Source organism: Thermotoga petrophila RKU-1, assembly GCF_000016785.1.
Taxonomy (GTDB): domain Bacteria; phylum Thermotogota; class Thermotogae; order Thermotogales; family Thermotogaceae; genus Thermotoga; species Thermotoga petrophila.
Genome location: NC_009486.1, coordinates 1030950 through 1049081, shown reverse-complemented (window position 1 = coordinate 1049081; position 18132 = coordinate 1030950). Strand labels below are relative to the sequence as shown.

20 protein-coding genes are annotated in these 18132 nt (G+C 45.8%); 13 read left to right on the top strand and 7 right to left on the bottom strand.

Annotation, left to right across the window (positions count from 1 at the left end):
* Nucleotide 1: 1 nt before the first annotated feature.
* The 3 genes from TPET_RS05185 to TPET_RS05175 are packed head-to-tail and all read right to left on the bottom strand — an operon-like array spanning nucleotide 2 to nucleotide 3188.
* Nucleotides 2–1162 carry an amidohydrolase gene (locus TPET_RS05185; protein WP_011943573.1) on the bottom strand — a complete coding sequence of 387 codons (1161 nt, stop codon included), beginning with the start codon at nucleotides 1160–1162 and terminating at the stop codon, nucleotides 2–4.
* Entirely contained in the window at nucleotides 1140–2006 is an 867-nt protein-coding gene (locus TPET_RS05180) for a DMT family transporter (RefSeq protein WP_011943572.1), read from the bottom strand. Before TPET_RS05180 ends, TPET_RS05185 begins: the two co-directional genes overlap by 23 nt.
* 3 nt (nucleotides 2007–2009) lie before the next feature.
* Nucleotides 2010–3188, bottom strand: a complete 1179-nt coding sequence (locus TPET_RS05175; RefSeq protein WP_011943571.1) for a hypothetical protein — start codon at nucleotides 3186–3188, stop codon at nucleotides 2010–2012.
* A gap of 64 nt (nucleotides 3189–3252) precedes the next feature.
* Here TPET_RS05175 and TPET_RS05170 point away from each other — a divergent pair, with 64 nt between their 5' ends.
* Nucleotides 3253–3687 (top strand): GNAT family N-acetyltransferase, encoded by a 435-nt coding sequence (locus TPET_RS05170; protein ID WP_011943570.1) that lies wholly within the window; start codon nucleotides 3253–3255, stop codon nucleotides 3685–3687.
* Nucleotides 3684–6065: a DNA mismatch repair protein MutS gene (gene mutS, locus TPET_RS05165; protein ID WP_011943569.1), complete on the top strand. Its 2382-nt coding sequence runs from the start codon at nucleotides 3684–3686 to the stop codon at nucleotides 6063–6065. Before TPET_RS05170 ends, mutS begins: the two co-directional genes overlap by 4 nt.
* On the opposite strand, the gene rpe is transcribed toward mutS, so the two are convergent.
* Genes rpe through rlmN form a run of 4 tightly spaced genes read right to left on the bottom strand, consistent with a single transcriptional unit; the run spans nucleotide 6034 to nucleotide 9222 of the window.
* Nucleotides 6034–6696: a ribulose-phosphate 3-epimerase gene (rpe, locus tag TPET_RS05160; RefSeq protein WP_011943568.1), complete on the bottom strand. Its 663-nt coding sequence runs from the start codon at nucleotides 6694–6696 to the stop codon at nucleotides 6034–6036. The genes mutS and rpe overlap by 32 nt on opposite strands.
* Nucleotides 6696–7583, bottom strand: a complete 888-nt coding sequence (rsgA, locus tag TPET_RS05155; protein ID WP_011943567.1) for a ribosome small subunit-dependent GTPase A — start codon at nucleotides 7581–7583, stop codon at nucleotides 6696–6698. The genes rpe and rsgA overlap by 1 nt, the downstream gene beginning before the upstream one ends.
* Nucleotides 7580–8194 (bottom strand): PASTA domain-containing protein, encoded by a 615-nt coding sequence (locus TPET_RS05150; RefSeq protein ID WP_011943566.1) that lies wholly within the window; start codon nucleotides 8192–8194, stop codon nucleotides 7580–7582. Before TPET_RS05150 ends, rsgA begins: the two co-directional genes overlap by 4 nt.
* Complete coding sequence (gene rlmN / locus TPET_RS05145; RefSeq protein WP_011943565.1) at nucleotides 8191–9222, bottom strand: dual-specificity RNA methyltransferase RlmN; 1032 nt, start codon at nucleotides 9220–9222, stop codon at nucleotides 8191–8193. Before rlmN ends, TPET_RS05150 begins: the two co-directional genes overlap by 4 nt.
* A 52-nt stretch (nucleotides 9223–9274) precedes the next feature.
* Between rlmN and murB the strand changes: the two genes are divergently transcribed.
* The 11 genes from murB to TPET_RS05090 are packed head-to-tail and all read left to right on the top strand — an operon-like array spanning nucleotide 9275 to nucleotide 18131.
* The gene (murB, locus tag TPET_RS05140) at nucleotides 9275–10177 is read left to right on the top strand and encodes a UDP-N-acetylmuramate dehydrogenase (protein WP_011943564.1); all 903 of its coding nucleotides are present in this window, start codon (nucleotides 9275–9277) and stop codon (nucleotides 10175–10177) included.
* Nucleotides 10156–10731 (top strand): IMPACT family protein, encoded by a 576-nt coding sequence (locus TPET_RS05135; RefSeq protein WP_011943563.1) that lies wholly within the window; start codon nucleotides 10156–10158, stop codon nucleotides 10729–10731. The genes murB and TPET_RS05135 overlap by 22 nt, the downstream gene beginning before the upstream one ends.
* 20 nt (nucleotides 10732–10751) lie before the next feature.
* Nucleotides 10752–11018 (top strand): DivIVA domain-containing protein, encoded by a 267-nt coding sequence (locus tag TPET_RS05130; protein ID WP_011943562.1) that lies wholly within the window; start codon nucleotides 10752–10754, stop codon nucleotides 11016–11018.
* A complete protein-coding gene (locus tag TPET_RS05125; RefSeq protein WP_011943561.1) occupies nucleotides 10996–11262 on the top strand; it encodes a hypothetical protein in 267 nt (88 codons plus the stop codon). Before TPET_RS05130 ends, TPET_RS05125 begins: the two co-directional genes overlap by 23 nt.
* Complete coding sequence (gene rapZ, locus TPET_RS05120; protein WP_011943560.1) at nucleotides 11259–12104, top strand: RNase adapter RapZ; 846 nt, start codon at nucleotides 11259–11261, stop codon at nucleotides 12102–12104. The genes TPET_RS05125 and rapZ overlap by 4 nt, the downstream gene beginning before the upstream one ends.
* 3 nt (nucleotides 12105–12107) lie before the next feature.
* Nucleotides 12108–13052 carry a YvcK family protein gene (locus TPET_RS05115; RefSeq protein ID WP_011943559.1) on the top strand — a complete coding sequence of 315 codons (945 nt, stop codon included), beginning with the start codon at nucleotides 12108–12110 and terminating at the stop codon, nucleotides 13050–13052.
* Nucleotides 13049–13933, top strand: coding sequence for a DNA-binding protein WhiA (gene whiA / locus TPET_RS05110; protein ID WP_235231204.1), 885 nt, complete (start codon nucleotides 13049–13051; stop codon nucleotides 13931–13933). Before TPET_RS05115 ends, whiA begins: the two co-directional genes overlap by 4 nt.
* Entirely contained in the window at nucleotides 13930–14400 is a 471-nt protein-coding gene (nrdR, locus tag TPET_RS05105) for a transcriptional regulator NrdR (RefSeq protein ID WP_004082223.1), read from the top strand. Before whiA ends, nrdR begins: the two co-directional genes overlap by 4 nt.
* Complete coding sequence (greA, locus tag TPET_RS05100) at nucleotides 14397–14867, top strand: transcription elongation factor GreA (RefSeq protein WP_011943557.1); 471 nt, start codon at nucleotides 14397–14399, stop codon at nucleotides 14865–14867. Before nrdR ends, greA begins: the two co-directional genes overlap by 4 nt.
* Before the next feature lie 13 nt (nucleotides 14868–14880).
* The gene (gene lysS / locus TPET_RS05095; RefSeq protein WP_011943556.1) at nucleotides 14881–16389 is read left to right on the top strand and encodes a lysine--tRNA ligase; all 1509 of its coding nucleotides are present in this window, start codon (nucleotides 14881–14883) and stop codon (nucleotides 16387–16389) included.
* Nucleotides 16386–18131, top strand: coding sequence for a peptidyl-prolyl cis-trans isomerase (locus TPET_RS05090; protein WP_011943555.1), 1746 nt, complete (start codon nucleotides 16386–16388; stop codon nucleotides 18129–18131). Before lysS ends, TPET_RS05090 begins: the two co-directional genes overlap by 4 nt.
* Nucleotide 18132 lies beyond the last annotated feature (1 nt).

Below are 18132 nucleotides of genomic sequence, written 5' to 3'. Positions count from 1 at the left end.
CTCATCTTCTGAAGACTTCCACTCCGTCTATGTAAACCCTTTCCACCACGGATTTCATATCGAACGGATGTCCGCTCCAGACCACAAGATCCGCGTCCTTTCCAGGTTCAATGGAACCGATTCTATCTTCGAGGCCGAGGATCTTAGCAGGATTCACCGTCAGGATCTTCAGCAGATCTTCTTCCTTTGCACCGTACCTCATGGCAGTTGCCGCCTGAACGGTTGCAAACTCGAGAGGAATCACCGGGTGATCACACATCAAGGCTATAAGAACCCCATCTTTCAGGAGTTTTGCGATAGTTTCCATCGTCAGATCTTTCAGTTCCAGCTTTGTTCTGAAGGTGAGGAGTGGTCCCACAACGACGGGTATCTTTTTCTCCGCTAGCACCTTAGAAATCTTGTACGCTTCCGTTCCGTGTTCTATGACGAGGTTGAAACCGAACTCCTCTGCTATTCTGATGGCGGTGAGGATGTCGTCCGCTCGGTGGGCGTGCATTCTGGCAGGAATCTTCTTTCTGAGGACCATCTCGCCGACTTCCATTTTCAGGTCGGTTTCGGTGAATTCTTTTCCTTCTTTCTGGGCGAGTTCCTTTTTCTTCATGTAATTCTTCACTTTAGTGAAGTAGTCTCTGATCACTCCCGCTGTTCCCATTCTCGTTGAAGGAGTTTGTTTCCTCTCACCGTAGACCCTCTTTGGATTTTCTCCGAACGCCATCTTCAAACCTGCGGGATCCTTCACAACGCACTCTTCCACAATTATGGACCTGAACTTTATCACACTTCCCTGTCCACCCACCGGGTTGGCGCTTCCAGGAACGATCATCACGGATGTGACTCCACCGGCAAGAGCCCGCTCTATGGCCGGATCCTGCGGATTGAAACCATCGAGTGCTTTCACATGCGGTGTGACGGGATCCGTAGCTTCGTTTCCATCACTGTAATAGTACCCTACTCCTTCCTCAAAGAGCCCGATGTGGGAGTGCGCGTCGATGAAACCAGGAAACAGGAATTTTCCCGTCAGATCAACGATTTCCGCGTCGGGATCTTCTATGTTTTCTCCCAACTTTTCCACTTTTCCGTTCGAGACAAGCACATCTCCTTTGAAGGGTCTGGAAGTTATGGGAAAGACCGTGGCGTTTTTAAAGAGAATCTTCACACTCATCCCTCCCCTTTTGGTTCGCTTCACGAACTATTTTAACACGTTCCAGACTGGAAAACACCATGGAGATCAAAAGGAGGATTGCCCCTAAAAGCTGTTTCCCTGCCATCGTCTCGCCCAGCATGAAATAAGAAACAACTGCTGCGAAAACAGGTTCTCCCAGGAAAACAATCGCAGACACGTTGTTTCCAAGCGCTTTTTGGTATTTTGCCTGAAGGTAGATGGCCAGAATGGTGGCCGCAAGAGCGGTGAAGACAGCACTTCCAACAGCTGGGAGTGTGAAGTTCCAGTTCTTCCAGAAAACATTCAGTATCAGGTTCAAAATCCCCACTACCAGAAACTGTGGAAAGAGGAGATCCACTTCTTTGACTCGCTTTGAGAACATCGTTATCAGGACAACGTGCAAGGCAAAGCTCACCGCACAGATCAAGGTGAGAAAGTCCCCGAAGTTGAAGCCTTTGATTCCACCTGAGATCATGTAAAGTCCCAGGCTTGCGACAAAAAAGGAAACGATCTGGAATATCGTTGGAATTTCTCTCTCCAGAAGATACGCAAAGACCGGAACGAAAACGATGTACATCGATGTGATGAAACCGCTCTTCGTGGAGGTGGTGATCGTGAGTCCCCACGTTTGTGTGGTATAGGCAATTCCCAGGAGTGTTCCAAGGATCGATCCGTACTTGACGTTCCCCTTTCCAAATAGAAAATAAGAAACCAGTGCTGCGATGAAGAATCTAACGGCGATATAAAAGGTGGGAGAGACTCCCACCAGTACGATCTTCTGTATGGGGAATGTTGATCCCCAGATGAACGAGACAAATAGTAAACTAAGAAGTGCTCTCGCCAATATTCACCACCCGCTTCTCATTGTGAATTCGAATTCCTTTTCTGAATTGGCCGGAACGATCAGTTCAAAAGCAAGCTGGTCTGAAGTTTCTTTCAACGGTTTGATGGAAAATCTGAGCAGTCTCAGCATATTTCCGTAGACGTTGATTCTCACCTTCGATTCTGTTTCGTTCAGGTTCTGAACGGTCACTCTCCAAGTCCTTTCGTATTCGTATGTGTCTTTGTAGTTTCTTTCGTCCAGAATCTCTCCTCTCACGCGAACGTCCCAGGAGTCCGTTACGGGAAGCTCCAGAAGGGAGTTTTTCGGAGTGTCGGGGATGCTTGTTTCCCCGATCATTATATCCACACCGGAAATGTTAGAGAATATGCTCACCGTGCCTCCCGGAAGATCCACAGGAGTCTTGAAACTTCTCGTGAAGGTGGTTTTCTGATAATCGAAACTCGAGTCATTCACTGCAAAAGAGTACGAGTAGTACTCGTCAGCGTCGGACAGATTCGTTTCTATGAGATTCACGACAGGAGATTTGTCCAGATCTTTCAACTTGCCGAGGTGATAAACCTTGACTTCCTCAGACTCGTGTTCTTCGGGCATTTCTCTTGAGGCCGAAACGCTGAGGTACATCCCTTTCCAAATGGAAGTTTCCCCAGCGGGCCTGGAAATTAAAAAAACATCCGCGCTTTCCACACCAGAGACCGATAGAAAGGCGTTTCCTGTGAGAGTATCTTCGAAGAGATAGTACCTGACGTTCCAGCTTCCTGAGGAACGCAGAAGCAAAGTTACCTTTCCCTGCCCGTTCATCACGAGTTTCCGACCGATCTGGGGTTCTTCGTATTCCAGAACAAGCCACTTTTTCAACGCGGAGTTGTAGATGTAGTACTTCGTGTCTTTTTTCAAAACGAGAGGAGAAGTACTTATCACTTCGAACTGTGAGGGAGGTTCGTCCACCGCTTTGACGGTTTTTCCTTTTATAATTTCTTCCCAGGAAGGTTCTTTTTCCGAAACCACGTACCAGCTTTTTGCTCCGATTACATCCATCACGTCCCATCCCTGAGGAACGGAGATGGTTTCTGTACCGCTCACGGATAAACTTTCCATGAGGATCGCACTGTCCTGAAAAAGAATGAGAACGGGTGCTGCAAAGATCGTTGTCGATGCGAATAAAAGAAACAACAAGCTTCTCATAATTTTCACCTCCTCCTGAAGATTCTATCACCCGGGGTTAAAATATCCTGAGAGGTGATTCGAGATGAAGGTGATCTTTTTTGAGAACGACGAAGAACTCCTGAGAGAAGCTTTGAACATCAGAAGGGAGGTTTTCGTCGAAGAGCAGGGAGTCCCCGAGGAAGAAGAACTCGATGGGAAAGATTCTGCGAGCGTTCACGTGCTTCTTGAAAAAGAAGGAAAATTCATAGGGACTGCAAGGATAAGAAAGATCGATGACGGAACGTTCAAGATAGAACGCGTGGCAATTCTGAAAGAAGAAAGAGGAAAGGGATACGGAAGGTTCCTCATGGAAAACATAGAAAGGGAGCTTTTTCCCAAGGGAGTTCAAAAGATCGTTTTGAACGCTCAGATCCAGGTGAGAGAGTTCTACGAGAGGCTCGGTTACAGAGCGGAAGGAGAGCCCTTCTATGAAGCGAACATTCCACACGTGAGGATGGTGAAGGTGGTGAAACGGTGAAGGTAACTCCCCTCATGGAACAGTACCTGAGAATAAAAGAACAGTACAAAGATTCCATTCTGCTGTTTCGTCTGGGAGATTTCTACGAGGCGTTTTTCGAAGACGCGAAGATCGTTTCAAAGGTTTTGAACATAGTCCTCACGAGAAGACAGGATGCCCCCATGGCAGGTATTCCATACCACGCGTTGAACTCCTACCTGAAAAAGCTCGTCGAAGCGGGATACAAGGTGGCGATCTGTGACCAGATGGAGGAACCTTCGAAGTCGAAGAAGCTGATCAGAAGGGAAGTCACACGCGTTGTCACCCCTGGGTCCATCTTAGAAGATGAGTTTCTCAGTGAAACGAACAACTACATGGCCGTTGTCTCAGAAGAGAAAGGACAGTACTGTACGATCTTCTGCGATGTCTCGACAGGTGAGGTCCTGGTTCACGAAAGTTCAGACGAACAGGAAACGATGGATCTGCTGAAGAATTACTCCATTTCCCAGATCGTTTGTCCAGATCACTTGAAACCTTCATTGAAAGAACGCTTTCCGGGTGTTTACACAGAATCCATAAGTGAGTGGTATTTCTCCGATCTGGAAGAAGTGGAGAAAGCCTACAATCTGAAAGACATTCATCATTTCGAGCTCTCATCCCTTGCATTGAAGACCCTTGCGGCGCTGATAAAGTATGTCAAGTACACGATGATCACGGAAGAACTGAATCTGAAACCTCCTCTTCTCATCTCCCAGAGAGATTACATGATACTCGATTCCGCGACGGTGGAAAATCTTTCGTTGATCCCCGGTGACAGGGGAAAGAACCTCTTCGATGTGCTGAACAACACGGAAACCCCCATGGGAGCTCGACTTCTGAAAAAATGGATTCTTCACCCCCTGGTCGATAGGAAACAGATCGAAGAAAGGCTCGAGACTGTGGAAAAACTGGTGAGTGACAGAATGAACCTGGAAGAGTTGAGGGATCTTCTTTCGAACGTGAGGGATGTGGAGCGGATCGTTTCGCGGGTGGAATACAACAGGTCCGTTCCCAGGGATCTGGTGGCACTCAGAGAGACGCTGGAGATCATCCCGAAACTGAACGAAATTCTTTCAACCTTCGGTGTGTTCAAGAACCTCGCCTTCCCGGAAAGACTGCTTGACCTGCTTCAAAGAGCCGTTGAAGATGACCCGGCGGGAAGCCCTGGTGAGGGAAAAGTTATAAAGAGAGGATTCTCACCCGAACTCGACGAGTACAGGGATCTTTTGGAACATGCCGAAGAGAGACTCAAAGAGTTCGAAGAGAAGGAGAGAAAAAGAACTGGTATCCAAAAGTTGAAGGTTGGATACAACCAGGTCTTTGGTTACTACATAGAGGTGACGAAGGCGAATCTGGACAAGATTCCCGATGATTACGAAAGAAAACAGACACTCGTCAATTCTGAAAGATTCATCACACCAGAATTGAAGGAGTTCGAGACAAAGATAATGGCCGCTAAGGAGAGAATAGAAGAACTGGAAAAGGAACTCTTCAAAAACGTATGCGAAGAGGTGAAAAAGCACAAGGAGATTCTCCTCAAAATCTCGGAGGAACTGGCAAAGATCGATGTGCTTTCGACGTTGGCTTACGATGCTATCCTGTACAGTTACACAAAACCCATCTTTTCGGAAGGAAGGCTGGAGATCAAGGGGGGAAGACACCCGATCGTTGAAAGGTTCACACAGAATTTTGTTGAAAACGATATTTACATGGACAACGAGAGAAGGTTTGTGGTAATAACGGGTCCCAACATGAGCGGGAAGTCCACTTTCATCAGACAGGTGGGTCTCATATCCCTCATGGCGCAGATAGGATCGTTTGTGCCGGCGCAGAAGGCGATTCTTCCCGTGTTCGACAGGATTTTCACGCGAATGGGTGCCAGAGACGATCTCGCTGGTGGTAGAAGTACGTTCCTTGTCGAGATGAACGAGATGGCACTCATCCTGCTGAAATCAACGGAAAAGAGCCTGGTTCTCTTGGACGAGGTGGGAAGAGGTACGAGCACCCAGGACGGCGTCAGCATAGCCTGGGCAATCTCAGAGGAACTCATAAAGAGAGGATGTAAGGTGCTGTTTGCCACTCACTTCACAGAACTCACCGAACTCGAAAAACACTTTCCGCAGGTCCAGAACAAAACCATTCTGGTAAAAGAAGAAGGCAAAAACGTGATATTCACCCACAAGGTGGTGGACGGTGTGGCAGACAGAAGTTACGGAATAGAGGTCGCAAAGATAGCGGGTATCCCCGACAGGGTCATAAACAGAGCTTATGAAATTCTGGAGAGGAATTTTAAAAACAACACGAAGAAAAACGGAAAATCGAACAGATTCAGTCAGCAGATTCCTCTCTTTCCTGTTTGATGCTCTTTATCAGTTCAACGTAATTGTCGTTTCTGAAGATACCGTATCCCATCACAAGGATCGTCGCACCGTTTTTAACCAGTATCGATGCGTTCTCTTCGTTTACACCGCCGTCGACCATGATTTCCGTTTCCAGTCCCAGTTCTTTCACCATCTTTCTCAGGTTTCTTATTTTCTCAAGACTCCTTGCTATGAACCTCTGACCAGAGAAACCGGGATTGACGCTCATCACCAGTACACCATCGACGTCGGTTATGATCTCTGAAAGAAGATTGATGGGGGTATGCGGATTTATGGCAACAAAGGCCTGTGCTCCAAGGTCTTTAACACGATGGACCAACCTGTGGAGATGAAAGGTCGATTCGTAATGGATGGCAACCATATCTGCGCCTTCTTCTATGAAGCGGTCGATGTAATCTTCGGGATTGGTGATCATCAGATGTACACTTATGGGAAGTTTTGTTTCTTTCCTGAGGGCTTTCAGAACGGGAAGTCCAAAGGAAATGTTTGGAACAAAGTGACCATCCATGACATCGAAATGGATCATATCCACGTGCTCCTCCACTCTTTTCACTTCATCGGCCAGTCTTGCAAGGTCACATGCGAGAATTGAAGCTGCTATTTTCGCCATTACTTTTTCCTCCTTCCCAGAAGCTCGTAAAACATCTTCACGTAATTCTCGTATCGACTCTCTGCGATTTCTCCGTTCTCCACGGCTTCTTTCACTCCACAATCCGGTTCATCCACGTGGTTGCAATCTGAGAAGAAACACTGTTTGTCTCCAAATTCCTTGAAGTAGTTTTTCAGTTCCTCGGGTTCTATGTCGCTGATCTCCAGATTTGCGAAGCCCGGAGTATCGACCACATAACCACCGAAATCGAATTTCAAGAGCTGGGCAGTTGTTGTGGTATGTCTTCCTCTCTGGAGTTTCTCTGAAACTTCGCTCACGCGAAGCTTCAAGCCCGGATTTATGGCGTTGAGCAAGCTACTTTTTCCAACTCCGGAGAGTCCGGCCATTGTGCTGATCTTTCCCTTCAGATATTCCTTGAGCTCCTCAATCCCCATTCCAGTTTTCGCACTGGTTTTAACGATTGGATAGAGTTCAGAATAGATCTCTTCCAGTTCTCTCACTTTCTTCAGGTCGGCCTCGTCGTAGAGGTCCATCTTGTTGAAGACCATCACCGTTTCCAGTTCGTTTTTTTCGGCGAGAACAAGAAATTTATCGATTATGTAGGTCGAAGTTTCCGGCATTTTCACTGTCACCACAAGGATCACCTGGTCCACATTTGCAACGTGAGGTTTGGTGAGCAGATTTTTTCTGTGCAGCACGTTCTCTATGACTCCGGATCCTGTTTCATCCGGTGTGTACTCCACCCTGTCTCCAACGTATATCTTGAGGTTCTGCAGACGGAATTTTCCTCTCAGTTTGCAGAGGATTCTTTCACCGGTTTCCTCGTCTTCAACCGTTACCATGTTCGAGTGAAAACTCACCACTATTCCTCTTCTTCTCAAACTCATTCCTCCCCAAGGATGAGAATAACTTCCGTTGCTATGGAGCCTTCTGGAGGATACTGCGCCACCACCGTATCACCCGTTCCAAACAGTAAAACACGGGGATCGTCCTTCAGTTCATCCGCTTTTTTACCCACAAAATTTTCCACCAGAAAATAGCTTTCTCTTTCACCTGTATCGATCAGAAGAATTAGTTTTCCGTTGTAGACCTGCCCATCTTCCGGATAGGTTGCAAGAATCCTGTCTTTTTCAATGCCAAAAGGAAAGTAAACAGTTTCGTAATTCCATCCGAGTCTCTTCAGGATCTCTTCTGCGACCGAGAGATTCAACTGTGAAAGACGAGGCACGGTTCTTTTCTGGGGATTTTCATAGTAAAGGTTTACCGTTCTTCCCTTTTTCACTCGTGAACCAACCCAGGGGTAAGTGTCCACTACTGTTTCAGTAGAAGACGCATCACAAAACAACCCAGATGTCCTCAGTCTTTCACACGCTTCTATCCCGATAAGCCCGATAACATCTGGTACCGTGCTGTACTGACTTTGATAAAGCTTCATTGCGAACAAAAAGAAAAGCCCACCAACCACGATGCCGGTTACTATTCCAAGAAACACTCTCATGATGTTGACTTTATTCTCTTCAACCTCAACTGACCGCAGGCTGCCTCAATGTCGGCACCTTTTTCTCGTCTGATTTCTGCTTCGATTCCGCTTTCCAGTAATATCCTCTTGAAGGTCAACAGTCGTTCCCGCGATGGTTTTTTCAGATCTTCCACCGTTGGATTCACAGGGATCAAATTCACGAAGACCTTCATGTTTTTCAGGATTTCAGCCAGCTTCTTTGCGTCGCTTATCTCATCGTTCATGCCCTTTATGAGTACGTACTCTATTGTTACACGGTTTCCCGTCTTTTTCTGATAGATCTTCACCGCATTCAAGATCTCTTCGATGGAGTACTTCTTGTTCAAAGGAACGAGCTGATCTCTCTTGAAATTTGTTGGGGCATGGAGTGAAAGAGCGAGTTTCACGTCGAGCCCTTCTTCGGCCAGCTGAATTATTCTATCAGGGATTCCAACTGTCGAAATCGTGATCCTCCTGATACCAATGTTTCCCATCTTTTTGTGGTTCAGTGTTCTTATGCTTTTTATCGTGTTTTCGTAGTTCAGAAGAGGTTCTCCCATTCCCATGTACACAACGTTTCCTATTTTTTTCTTCTCTTCTTTTTCCATGGAAAGGATCTGTGCTACGATTTCTCCTGTGGTGAGATTCCTCACAAATCCACTCATTCCTGTGGCACAGAAAATACACTTCACAGGACATCCAACCTGGGTTGAGATGCAGGCCGTTATTCTGTCTGGATGGAAAAGCATCACAGATTCTATCGTATTTCCATCTTCGAGTTCCCAGAGGAATTTGGTGGTACCATCTATTCTGGAAACCTTCTTGTCGAGGAGTTTCAAGAAGGGAATAGAAAAGTGCTCTTTCAAAAGAGCACGGTGCTTTTTCGAAAGGTTTGTCATCTCGTCGAAGTTGTTCACTTTTTTGTTGAATATCCAGTCCAGAATTTGATCTGCCCTGTATCGTTCGAGACCCAGGTTCGTGATCTCGGTTATCAGTTCTTCGTAAGAAAGATCGAGTAGATTTTTCAAGTCAACACCTCCCAGTTTGAAATTATACTATAGAGTTTAAGGAGGGATATCTTTGGACAAACTCTTTGAATCCCTTTACAAAACAGGCTGTGACGTGCGAATGTTCGAAAAGCTTTCCTGCCACACCAGCATAAAAATCGGAGGAAGGGTGAAATATCTTGTCCTTCCAAACGATGTTTTTTCCCTGGAGCGAGCCATCAATGTTCTGGGGGATGTCCCGTTTCAAATGATGGGACTTGGTACGAATCTTCTGGTTCAAGATGACGATCTGGACATCGCAGTGGTGAAAACAGAAAGACTGAATCAAATTGAAATAAAGGGAGAAAAGGTACTGGTGGAAAGTGGAACTCCCCTGAAAAGACTCTGTCTATTTTTGATGGAAGCGGAGCTTGGAGGACTGGAGTTCGCGTACGGGATACCGGGGAGCGTGGGCGGAGCCATCTATATGAACGCGGGAGCGTACGGAGGAGAGATCGGGGAGTTCGTCGAAGCGGTCGAGGTTCTAAGAGATGGAAAAAGGACCTGGCTTTCGAAGAACGAGATTTTTTTCGGCTACAGAGACAGTACATTTAAAAGAGAGAAATCGATCATAACACGTGTGATGATGAGTTTCAAAAGAGAAAAGAAAGAAGTCATAAAAGCGAAGATGGACGATTATATAAAGAGGCGTTTGGAGAAACAACCCCTCGATCTTCCAAGTGCGGGAAGTGTGTTCAAAAGGCCAAGAGAGGATTTCTACGTGGGAAAGGCCATAGAATCCTTAGGTTTGAAGGGCTACAGAATTGGAGGGGCTCAGATATCGGAAAAACACGCGGGATTCATTGTGAACGCAGGGAATGCCACTTTCGATGACGTGATGAAACTCATCGAGTTTGTGAGAAAAAAGGTGAAAGAGAAATACGGTGTGGAGCTGGAAACGGAGGTTGAAATCTGGTGGAATGGAAGACGGTGGTGAGACCCCACACAGAAAGGATCAACGTTAAGAGATCAGAATTCTATGCCACGATCTTTCCGATAAAGGACGAGAAAGACTTTCGTGAGAAGTTGAAAGAAGTCTCGAAAAGGGATGCCACTCACAACTGCTGGGCTTACAGAATTTTCTCTCCAAACGGTATCCTTGAACACAGTTCGGACGATGGTGAGCCGAGTGGAACGGCGGGCAGACCCATTCTCGGGGTTTTAAAAAAATACGATCTTATGAACACAGCGATCGTTGTCACAAGATATTTCGGTGGAGTGAAACTGGGTGTTCGTGGACTCATAGAAGCTTACTCTTCGGCTGCTGAGATGGCGGTCAAGGGGGCAGAGCTGAGAAGGCTGAGGCTCATGAAAGAGTTCGAAGTGGAGATAGGTTATCAGGAATTGAACAACGTGTTCAGAGTTGCGGAGATGATAGGACTGGAACTCGTTGAGATGAACTACACCGAAAGGGGAGCAAAGATCCTGCTGCGTGGTCTTGAAGTACCTGAAAACCTGGTGATAAAAACGATTCGTGATGTGTTAATATAATCACGAAGGAGGGAAAACAAATGAAAGAACTGGAGGACCTTGAAAGGATTCTCGATTCAATGATAGAGGATTACAGAAAGCTGAAAGAAGAAAATAGGGAACTGTGGTCGAAGGTGAAACAGTTGAACGAGAGGGTACTTCACTTAGAAAAGGAGAAGGAACAACTGGAAAAGACCATCGAGCAACACAAAAGGTCCCTGAACACACTCGTGGAGAAAATTCAGCGTTTTCTCTCCCTCACAACCGATCAGGGGATGATACAGGATGAAGAAGAAAATAAGCGTTAGACTTGGAAAAAAAGTGTACAATCTCGTTACGGATGAGGATCTGGAAATAGTCAATCAAACCATAGAGAAAATAGAAAAAGACTTCAAGCGGTACGAAGAATTCATCGATGAAGTGGGGATAGATAACATCCTGTTCGTCATGTTGGCCAACACCGTGCTCGAAAACGTGAAAATGAGTGAGAGAATCAAAAATCTGAAGAAAAAACTCTCTCAAATACTCAGGGAGGGTGATCGGAAACCTTGAAGAGAATAGTCGTTGTATCTGGGCTTTCGGGGGCGGGTAAAACCACTGCAATGGGTTTTCTTGAGGATCTGGGGTATTTCTGTGTTGATAACGTTCCCGGTAACATACTGGAGGAACTCTTGAAGCTCTTCATGAGTTCTGACCTCGAAAAGATGGCGATGGCTATTGATGTGCGAAGCGAACACCTCGGAGATCCCATATCAACGGTTGAGAGGATAAAGGAGAAAACGAACGCTCTGGTGATTTTTTTGGAGGCGTCCACGGAAGAACTCCTAAGAAGATACGCTCTGACGAGAAGAAGACACCCTCTTCAAAAGGACGGATTAGGGCTGGAAGACGCCATAGAGAAAGAGAAGGAAATCCTCTCTCATATAAAGGAAATAGCGGATGTTGTTATAGATACGACCAGGATGAACACGCATCAACTGCGCGAAACCCTGGCGCATTTTCTCGTGAACCAAGCCGGTGGAACCTCTGTCAGAATAATGAGTTTCGGATTTAAACACGGAATCCCGATGGACGCGGATTTCGTTTTTGATGCTCGTTTTCTTCCGAATCCACACTACGTACCGGAACTTTCTTCGAAAACGGGGTTGGACAGCGAGGTAGAAGCGTACTTCAAAAATTATCCGGTGGTGGAAGAGTTCATCGAAAAGATCTTTGAAGTACTCAAGGTAGCGATAGAAGAGTATCAGAGGACTGGAAGAAGGATAATCACTGTAGGGATAGGATGTACCGGTGGCAAACATAGATCCGTGTACATCACACATAGACTGAAAGAAATGCTGGAAAGAGAAGGTTTTACGGTCATTGAGAAGCACAGAGATATAGAGAAGGTGTGAGCTGTGAATGTGGTTGCTGTAGGTGGAGGGACGGGGCTTTCTACTCTTTTGAAGGGATTGAAAAACATCGATTCTTTTGAAATAACCGCTGTTGTCTCAGTCACGGATGAGGGAGGAAGCTCCGGAAAGTTAAGAAAAGAGTTGAACGTACCCCCTCCAGGTGATGTGAGAAACAACATCGTGGCTCTGGCAAAAGACGAAGACCTCCTTGCAAAGCTCATGAGCTATCGCTTCAATGAAGGATCTTTGAAAGGACACAGCCTGGGGAACCTGATAATAGCGGCTCTTACCAAGATCGAAGGAAGTTTCTCGGAGGCCATAAGAATTTTAGAGAGAGTGCTCGCTATAAAGGGGAGAGTCTTACCTGTGAGCGAAGACCACGCAAGACTTGTGGCGAAGTTCGAAGATGGGGAAGAGGTGATCGGTGAAACGAATATTGTTAGAAAAGGTGGAAAAATAGTCGAAGTCAGGTTGGATAGACCGATCGATGCCCTTCCTGAAGTCCTCGAGGCGATTGAAAGGGCCGATATCATCATCTTTGGTCCAGGGAGTCTCTACACGAGTATCATCACAAACGTTCTCGTAAACGGTGTGAAGGATGCGATAAAAAGATCAAGAGCGAAGAAAATATACGTGTGTAACCTCATGACCCAGCCAGGTGAAACAACAGGATACAGGGTTTCGGACCACGTCAAAGAACTCGAAAGGTACCTGGAGCAAAACGTGGATTTCGTGCTGGTGAACACCCGCAAGCCCTCTGAAGAGGTGCTCGAAAGGTATAGAAAAGAGGGAAGCGATTTCGTGGAGATCGACGCTGAAAACATACAGAACACCATTCTGGCAGAGCCCTTTCTTGTAGAGATAGTTGACCCCTCAGATGGTCAAAGAAAGATAAGACACGACTCTGTGAAGCTGGCGGATGTGATAGAGAGAATTTCGAGGTGGTGAGCCTCTTGAGGCGAACTTTCTCTGAGGAGATAAAAGAGGAACTCGTGAACGTCCCTTTTGGAAGTCGTGATGAGGCTATAGCGGAACTATTGGGTTTCATAAAAGCGCGAGGTGATCTGGACGTCAAGAGCAGGCATATCGTTTTTTCTTTGCATTCTTTTGCCGCCTCGAGGCGGCTTTTGAATTTAATGAAGTATCTCTCAAAACCCGTTTCGGAGATAATTGTAGAGAAATCACACAACATAAAGAAGAGGTACATAAAAATCACCGCGGAGTATTCGGAAAGTTTCATGGTGATAGAACCGTTCTTCGACGTAGCCCTATTTGTTTCATTTTTGAGAGGGTTGTTTCTCAGCGGAGGATCCATGACGAATCCAAGGTATCATTATCATCTGGAAATCAATCTGTTTGAGGAAGAAACGCTCGCTCTCACAAAGAAAAGTTTGAAAGATTTCTTCAACATAAACGCAGGCATTGTAGAACTCAGGAATACAAGAAAACTTTATATAAAGTCTATAAAGGATATTCTTGTGTTCCTCGAAGCCGTAGGGGTTCAGAGAAAGCTTGAAGAGATAGATCGAATCGTCACTGAAAGAAAAGTGATCGGTGATGTGAACAGAACAGTAAACTTTATAGAAGCGAACGCCATCAGAACGGCCAACAGTACAGCTCGTCAGATACGTGCGATAGAGGTTATAAAAGAGAACATGGGACTCGAAAACTTACCCGAAGATTTGAGAAGAGTCGCCCTGGTTCGATTGAAAAACAAAGAGCTCTCACTCAGAGAGCTGGGGAAAAAGTTGAATCTCACAAAATCTCAAATATACTCGAAACTGAAAAGAATTATCAAAATAGCTGAAAGGTTTGGTGATGTAAAATGAAGTGCCCGTTTTGTGGTTCGATGGACACAAGAGTGCTTGATTCGAGGCCCACTCTCGATGGAACCGCTATCAGAAGACGCAGAGAGTGCTCTTCTTGTGGTAAAAGATTCACCACTTACGAGAGATACGAAGAAGCACCTGTTCTTGTTGTAAAAAAGGATGGCAGGCGGGAGAAGTTTGACAGGGAAAAGATAAAAAATGGTATGATAAAAGCTTGTGAGAAGAGACCTGTCACCTACGAGCAGATCGAGGAAGCTGTGAACAGAATCTGCTTGAAACTCAGAGAAGAAGGATCCTTCGAAGTTGAAACGAAACGAATAGGAGAACTGGTTATGGAGGAGTTGAAGAAACTGGATCAGGTTGCTTACGTACGATTCGCTTCAGTCTATCGTGATTTCAGGGAAGTGGATCAATTTTTGGAAATCGTGAAAGAACTAAAAAGAGAGAAGGAGGGCGAAGAACAATGAAGAAAGTCCGTCTCACCCGTGAGGGTTATGAGAAGCTGAAGAAAGAACTGGAAGATCTGAAAAGGAAATTCATGTACGAGATCTCTGAAAGAATAAAAGAAGCGAGAGAACTCGGAGATCTGTCGGAAAACTCGGAGTACGAAGCTGCGAAGAACGAACAGGGACGTGTTGGAAGCAGGATCATGGAGATCGAACAGATCCTGAGCAACGCAGAGATCATAGAAGATTCTGAGGAAAGCGACGAGGTTACACTGGGGAAATGGGTTGTTATAAAGAACCTGGATACCGGTGAAGAACACAAGTTTCGAATCGTCACACCTCAGGAAGCGGACTTTTTCGCTCAAAAACTGAGCTCCGACTCTCCACTGGGCAAAAGCCTTCTCGGTAGAAAGGTGGGAGATGTGGTAAAGGTAAAAGCTCCCAGTGGCGTTCAGCGTTATCAGGTGATGGCGGTAATGAACAAGTAACGGAGGTGGTTGTGTGTTAAAAGAGTTCAAAGAACAACGACTCAATGAGATACAGGAACTTCGTTCCATGGGTATAGAGCCATATCCTTACAAATTCGAAAAAGAACTCACTGCCAGGGAAATAAGGGAAAAGTACGACTATCTCCAAGCTGGAGAAGTTCTTGAATCTGAAAAACTCTCTTTCGCAGGGAGAGTCATGTCGATACGCCACCATGGAAAGACGGCCTTCTTTCACATGAAAGATGACACAGGTCGAATCCAGGCTTACGTAAGGGCAGATTCTGTTGGAAAGGAAAAAATGGATCTCTTCAAAAGACACGTCAAAATAGGTGACTTTATAGGAGTAAGAGGCTTTCCGTTCAAAAGCAAAACCGGAGAGTTGACCATTTACGTTCAAGAATACACGCTTCTGAGTAAGGCTCTACGTCCCTTGCCCGAGAAGTGGCACGGCATAAAAGATAAGGAAATCATATACAGGCAGAGGTACCTCGAACTCATCGTAAGCGACGAGGCTATTGAGAGGTTCAGAAAGCGCTTCAAGGCTGTTCAAGTGATACGGGAATTTCTCAACAGCAGGGGATTCATCGAGGTGGAAACGCCTATCCTCCATTACGTCACAGGTGGTGCGGAAGCGAGACCTTTTGTGACCCACCTAAACGTTTTTGATATAGATATGTATCTGAGAATCGCACCGGAGCTTTACCTGAAGAGGTTGATCATCGGCGGTTTTGAGAAGATATACGAGATAGGAAAGAACTTCAGAAACGAAGGAATATCTTACAAACACAGTCCCGAGTTCACCAGCATAGAAATCTACCAGGCTTACGCGGATTACAACGATATGATGGATCTCACTGAAGAACTGATAGTGGAAGTTGTGAAAAGAACATGCGGCACCTTGAAAATCTCCTACCAGGGCAAGGAGATAGACTTCACACCACCCTGGAAAAGAGTGAGAATGAGAGACTTTCTCAAAGAAAAACTCGGGGTGGACATCCTCGAAGATCCCGATGAAGTGTTGTTGAAGAAGCTCGAAGAATATGGAGTGGAACTGGAAATAAAGAACAGAGCACACCTCATAGATAAACTCAGAGATCTGGTGGAAGAAGAACTGGTGAATCCCACCTTCATAATCGATCATCCTGTGGTGATTTCCCCTCTTGCCAAAAGACACCGAGAGGATCCTAGACTCACGGAAAGGTTCGAACTCATCATATTTGGAAGGGAGATCGCGAACGCGTTCAGTGAGCTGAACGATCCCGTTGATCAATACCAGAGATTTCTCGAACAGGCGAAAATGAGAGAAGAGGGGGACGAAGAAGCACACATGATGGATCTCGATTTTGTGAGGGCCCTCGAGTATGGAATGCCTCCCACGGGAGGACTGGGAATCGGTCTTGACAGGCTCTTCATGTTCATCACAGATTCCCCCACAATAAGGGATGTGATTCCCTTCCCAATTGTGAAACCCCAAAAATTCGAGGAAGAAGAGGCGGAATTCGAAGGAGGGTTTGAAGAATGAGAAAATGGATGAAAAAGTGGCAAGGGGTTATTATCTGGGCAGTCGCCATTGCGTTCGTGGCGGGTATGATCTGGTGGTCGGTGTCGATCAACCTCAGAAACACCCAGAACAACGTTAAATACACCCTCGAACAGAGTCTCGCTTACATCACAAAAGACGGAACGGCTTTGAACGATTCCACCTATTGGCTCATGCCGTGGGAAGTGAACGACTATTACTCCAACCTGTTGAGTTCTTATCAGATCATATCTCTAGATCCACTTTTTGAGGAACCCAGACTCAAAGCTCTGATAGCGGACGTCTTTCTCCAGCAGAAAGTGGTTCTTTACTATGCGGAAAAGAACGACATAAAGCCTTCCAAGAAAGAAATCAACCAGGAAGTGAACAACGTTATCCAAACAATAAAGAACGATCAAAATCAGCTCAACCGGATAGAGAGAACGTACGGAAGTCTTTCGAACTACGAGAAGAACTACCTGGAGCCTCAAATTCGAGTTCAGCTCACCATCAAGAAGGTTCAGGAAAAAGTGGGAGTTGTCACCGAGGATGAAATAAAGAAATATTTCGAGGAAAACAAGGAAGACCTTCAGAAGCAGTACGACAGAGTTGACATAGAAGCTGTGTCGTTCGACAGCAGTTCCACGGCTCAGGGGTTCATTGCAAAAGCAAGTGAGGTGGGTTTCGATGAAGCAGCTTCCAGTATGAATGTTACTGTTCAACCTTTTTCCAACGCTACAAGGGGGATTTTCCCGGATGAAATAGACACGGCTCTGTTCAGTGCCACTCCAGGTTCGATTGTTGGACCGTTCTTTTTCCTCGATCAGTGGTACGTGTTCAGGGTGAAGACTTCCTCGGTTCTCACAGATTTCAACGCCTTCGAGAACAGCGACGCGTACAGTGATGTGAAAACGAAGCTGGAACAGGAAAAATTCCAGAAGTGGTTGGAAGAGTTCATGAAGGAAGAAAATCTATCGTACGCGTTCAACGATCAGGTTCTTGAATACTGGTGGAAGTACTTCAAGAACGAAGAAGACCTCTACGGAAAACTGGCGAACCTTCTCTTCCAGGGAGAAAACCTGGTAACAGAAACATCTGATGAGCTGAAATCTCTCTTCGTCCTTCTCTCCGACAGCAAGATCCAGGAACTCACCAAACAGATAGCCGAATTGACTCAGTACAGAACAGCGCTTGAAAATTCTCAGGAACCAGATGAGGATCTTATAAAGAAGTACGGGAAACTTTCGATCGAGGAAGTCGACGCAAGAAAAGAAGAGCTTGAAAAGAAAAAAGCAGAGTTGGAAAACAAAAAAAGAGCAGTTGTGGATTATCTTTACGAGAACTACCCGTCTTCCACGTATGTACTGGAATACGCGTACCGCTTGCACCCCAACGACATAAACATCAAGTACAACTATTACGCCAATCTTTACAATCAAATCAAACCTTATCTGTCAACTGGAACCTACGATCCGAACCAGATATTTGGGGTTCTTCTCGGTCTCTACACAGTGGCCAATGCAACGGACGCTTCTACCAGCATACGTCTCGACTCTTATTACATGCTCTACGATATGAGCCTTGCACTGAACGATCCCACGTCTGCGAAGTATTACCTTGATGAGATGAAAAAAATCGATCCAAATTTCATGGATTACGAGTCTGCCTACAATCAGGTGGAATCAATTCTCGAAGCCATGAAAGCATCAGAAGAATCTACACCTTCTACATCGACAGGAGAATGAA